This window comes from Protofrankia sp. CiP1_Cm_nod3 (genome assembly GCF_982290655.1).
Genome location: NZ_CEVIVD010000140.1, coordinates 5776 through 10203 on the forward strand (window position 1 = coordinate 5776; position 4428 = coordinate 10203).

General features: G+C 73.8%; 4 protein-coding genes. All 4 read right to left on the minus strand.

Annotation, left to right across the window (positions count from 1 at the left end; all coding sequences use genetic code 11):
• Nucleotides 1-147: 147 nt before the first annotated feature.
• Complete coding sequence (locus tag AC5LUJ_RS19945; protein ID WP_250286219.1) at nucleotides 148-624, minus strand: nuclear transport factor 2 family protein; 477 nt, start codon at nucleotides 622-624, stop codon at nucleotides 148-150.
• Entirely contained in the window at nucleotides 621-1088 is a 468-nt protein-coding gene (locus tag AC5LUJ_RS19950; protein ID WP_250286217.1) for an ester cyclase, read from the minus strand. The genes AC5LUJ_RS19945 and AC5LUJ_RS19950 overlap by 4 nt, the downstream gene beginning before the upstream one ends.
• A gap of 268 nt (nucleotides 1089-1356) precedes the next feature.
• Nucleotides 1357-2133 carry an SDR family NAD(P)-dependent oxidoreductase gene (locus tag AC5LUJ_RS19955; protein ID WP_013873904.1) on the minus strand — a complete coding sequence of 259 codons (777 nt, stop codon included), beginning with the start codon at nucleotides 2131-2133 and terminating at the stop codon, nucleotides 1357-1359.
• 240 nt (nucleotides 2134-2373) lie between these two features.
• Nucleotides 2374-4428 (minus strand): type I polyketide synthase (locus AC5LUJ_RS19960; RefSeq protein WP_493465501.1); only part of this gene is annotated, 2055 nt, incomplete at its 5' end.

Sequence of the window (4428 nt, forward strand, 5' to 3'; positions counted from 1 at the left end):
GCGGTGAAGTGCGGTGGGCGATGAGGCGGGACGAAAACGGCCGGCGCGCCCCGCGAGGCTCGGGTGGCCGGCCCGGCACGGGCCGGGCGGCTCGCCGCCACGGCCGGGCCCGGCCGCGCGGGGTGCGCTGGACGTGATCCGCGAGGGTCAGTCGACGATCACCGGGAGACGGTCGGCGGTCAGCCGCCACTCGTCCGTGACCGCCGTCGGCCGGGGGCCGGCCTCGGGCTCGAGGGGGTAGCGCAGCACGCTGCGGAAGTACGCGATCCGCCAGCCCCGCTCGGTGTGCACGACGATGCTCAGGTAGTCGCCGTTGGTGGTAGTCCCGTCCGACCGCAGCGCGATGTAGCGGCTGTGGGTCCGCACGGTCCCGTCCGGGTCGGTCAGGATCAGCGTGTTCACCGTCTGGTGGTCGGCCCCGTCCGGCTGCCGCTGGCCGAACAGCTCCCGGGCGGCGTCGATCCCGCGCAGCTGGACGCCCTCACCGTAGCCGAGCTCGATCTCGACGTCGTCGGTGAAGAGCAGGGGCAGGGCGTCGAGCGCGCGGTTGTCGTACACGTGCGCGATCAGCGCGATGGTCTGGTGGATCTCGGCGACGTCGGCGGCCGACAGTTTGCGGGTCATGCCGGGATCGCGCCGAGCTGCTGGAGGATGGTGAGCCGGTCCGGGGTGACGACGTAGTCGACGACCTTGCCGTCATGGAACGTGATCAGGCTGATGCTGGTGCCGTCGATGGTGTTCCCGGTGCCGGGCACGCCCCAGACCTCGCCGGAGTGGATGCCCTGGATACGCCAGAAGACGACAACCCGGTCACCTTCGGCCACGATGTCGGTGACGGTGGTCTTCAGGTCGGTGACGTTGTGCCGCAGCTCGGTGACGTGGCTGGCGAAGCTGTCGCGGCCGAACGTGCCGCTGCCGGTGCTCCGGCTGGCGTCCTTGGCGAGGAAGTCGTCGAGCAACTCCAGCCGGCCCTCGTTGACGATCTCCTCGTACAGGCGCCGGGCGATCGTCTTGTTCGTCCGAAGACTGTCCAGGCTGTCCGTCGCGACGGCCGCCGCCGTCCCGGCGAGCTGGTCAGTGGTGGTCATAAATCTTTCCCTCTCATAAATGCCGTGAACGTCATGAATGTTGTGAACATCGTGCGTGCCGGGCCCGCGGCCGGCATGCATGCGGCCGGCACGAACGCGGCAGGCGTGAATCCGCCGTGCGTGAATCCGCCGTGCGTGAATCCGCCGGGTAGTGGTGGACGGGGGCCCCCGGTGGATCCGCTGAGGGTGGATCCACCGGGGACGCGTGTCCCGGCACCGGCACCGGGCGCACCGGGCGTCCCCGAACCGGGTGCCCCCGCAGTGGGTGTCACTGCATCGGCTCACCGTCGTACGTCGGGGGCAGCAGGAAGCCGTTGCTCGCGCTGAGGCCGCCGTCGCTGGGGATCACCGCGCCGGTGATGTAGGAGGACTCGGGGGTCGCGAGGAACCAGATCACCTGGGCCTGCTCGCGCGGGTCGCCCCAGCGGCGCAGCGGGATCCGCCGGTTGATGTTCGCGAACAGCCGGGGATCGTGCTTCACCGGCGCCGTGCGCGGGGTGAGGGTGATGCCCGGCGCGATCGCGTTGATCCGGATGCCCTGGTAGCCGTAGTCGAGCGCGGCCGACCGCACCAGGTTGATCGCCGCCGCCTTGGTGGCGTTGTACGCCCAGGTGTAGGGGTCGCCGCGCAGCCCGGCGCCGGAGGCCGTCACGACGATGGCCCCGCCGCCGGCGGCCCGCAGCGCCGGAGCGGCGGCCCGGATGCCGAGTGCCGCGCCGCGCACGTTGACCGCGTGGACCCGGTCGAGCTGCTCGATCGCCCCGGGGGCCTCGATCGGCGGCGCGCCGCCGATGCCGGCGTTGAGGACGGCGGCGTCGAGGCGGTCGAAGTGCTCGAGGGCCAGCCGCACCGCCTCGACGTTCGCCTTCTCGGTGGAGACGTCGCCCTCGAGCGTCACGACGTTCTTGATGCCCTCGAGCTCGGCGAGGCCGGCCGTGTCGGGGTCCACGGCGACGACGCCGTAGCCTCGTTCGGCGAACAGCTCCACGGTCGCCCGGCCGATCCCGGCGGCGGCGCCGGTCACGACGACTGCCGGAAGTGTCATGCTTGTCCCCTCTGCTGGTTATCTATTGGTGACCCGGGGCCGTCGGCGGCGCGAAAAACGATCACGCTGCTTCTGGTCCACGGGGTGGGTCGTCCGGGATGTCCGCCGCGAGGCCGGTCCCGATGCCTGGCCGGTGCCCGCGCGCTGCCTGGCTGATGCCCGTCCGGTGCCCGGCTGACGCGCGGTGTGGGACGCGCGGGCCGGGCCCCGGTGCGCGGGCTGGATCCGTTCATGGGCCGCTCAGGTCGCCTGGGCAAGCGACGCCAGCCACTTGGCCACCGCGGCGACGGTCGTCCCGGTGTCCTCCTCAAGGATGGTGAAGTGGTCACCGGGGACGTCGATGATCTCGTGCGGGAGTGTCCAGTACGCCCGCCAGTCCGGCCGGCCCGCCGTCTCGGCGGGGGTGCCGGCCAGCGGCTGTTCCGCACGGATGAGCAAGGTGCGGGCACGGACCTCGGACGGCTGCCAGTCCCCGAAGATCCGGTTGTAGGTGCCCATGGTGGACAGCCGGGTGTCCAGCGTCGAGATGTCGAAGCGGTCGAACCGCTCCACCAGCGCGGTGATCATGGCGGCGTTCCACCACTCCATCCCCGGCCGGGAGGGGGTGTCGATCGGGTAGGAGTCGACCAGGATCAGCCCGGCCGGGAAGATCCCCTCCGCCTCCAGGCCGGCGACGACCGAGTTCGCCACGCAGCCGCCCATCGAACGGCCGAGGACCACGAACGGCTCGTCCCCGACGACCTGCCTGACCGCGTCCACGTGCATCCGGATCAGCGTGGCGGCCGAGCCCGGGAGCAGGTCGCCCGTGGGCAGCCCCGGGGCCGGCACCACGTGGACGTCCCGCTCGTCGCGGAACAGGCTGCCGAACCGGGAGTACTCGTGCGGGCCGGACAGCGCCGACAGCGCCGGGAAGCAGACGATGTTCGGCCGGGACGGCCCGGTCACCAGGGTCAGCGGGGGCGGGGTGTGCTCGTGGCGGTCCGCCTCGTCGAACGTCGAACGCAGGCTGGACGCCACGACCAGCAGCTGCGCGGCGGCGTTCATCTGCCCGGCGTCGAACAGCCGCCGGTACAGACCGCCGATGCCCCCGCCGACAGCGGCGACGGCGTCGGCTGACGGCCCGCCGCTGCCCGCGCCCGCCGCCAGCGCCGACGGCGTCCCCCGCCCGGCGGAATCGGGCCCGGCGGAGTCGAGCCGGCCGGCGATGAGCTCGGCGACGTCGGCCGGGGACGGATGGTCGAAGGTGAGCGTCGCCGGCAGCCGCAGGCCGGTGTGCGCCTCCAGCCGGTTGCGCAGCTCGACCGCGGTGAGCGAGTCCAGCCCCAGCTCGACGAAGGCGCCGGTGGCGGAGACCGGGTCGGCGTCGGCATAGCCGAGAGCATTCGCGGTTTCGCTACGCACAAGCTCAAGTATGACCGCGTCACGTTCGGCCCCGGACAGGCCGGTGAGCCGCTCGCGCAGCGCCGACCGGCCACCCGCCGGCGCCGTGCCCGCCGCCCGCCGGGCCGGCCGGACCAGCCCGCGCAGCAGCGCGGGCACCCCGGCCGACGCGGACCCGGCGCGGATGGCGGCCAGGTCGAGCGGCGCCGGCACCAGCAGCGCGCGGGCGGTGCGGGCGCCGGCCGCCAGCGCGGTGTCGAACAGCGCCACGCCCGCCTCGTCCGACAGCGGCCGCAGCCCGGAGCGGGTGATGCGCTCCCGGTCGGCGTCGGTGAGGCGGGCGGTGACGCCGCTGGCGAGCGCCCACTGGCCCCACGCCAGCGACAGCGCCGGCAGGCCGTGCGCCCGGCGGTACGCCGCGAGCGCGTCCAGCGCGGCGTTCGCCGCCGTGTACGGGGCCTGCCCCGTCCCGCCGGTGAGCCCCGATAGGGACGAGAACAGCACGAACGCGGCCAGGTCGTGCCCGCGGGTGAGCTCGTGCAGGTGCCAGGCGCCGTCCAGCTTGGGACGCAGCACCGCGTCGAGCCGGTCACCGGTGAGGCCGGCGAGCAGGCCGTCGTCGGCGATGCCGGCGGCGTGCACGACCCCGGCCAGCGGATGCTCGGCCGGGATAGCGGCGAGGACGCCGGCGAGCGCGCCACGGTCGGCGGCGTCCGCGGCCACGACGGTGGCGGTCGCGCCGAGCTCGGCGAGCTCGTCCCGCAGCGCCACCGCGCCGGCGGCGTCGGGACCGCTGCGGGAGGTCAGGACGAGGTGGCGGACGCCGTGGGCGGCGACCAGGTGGCGGGCGACCAGCGCGCCGATCGCGCCGGTACCACCTGTGACCAGAACAGTGCCGCCGGCGGCGAACGGCGT

Bases quoted from the DNA above. Each gene is read 5' to 3' on its own strand.
- AC5LUJ_RS19950 (WP_250286217.1), bottom strand. From the start codon at position 1,088: ATGACCACCACTGACCAGCTCGCCGGGACGGCGGCGGCCGTCGCGACG.
- AC5LUJ_RS19945 (WP_250286219.1), bottom strand. From the start codon at position 624: ATGACCCGCAAACTGTCGGCCGCCGACGTCGCCGAGATCCACCAGACC.
- AC5LUJ_RS19955 (WP_013873904.1), bottom strand. From the start codon at position 2,133: ATGACACTTCCGGCAGTCGTCGTGACCGGCGCCGCCGCCGGGATCGGC.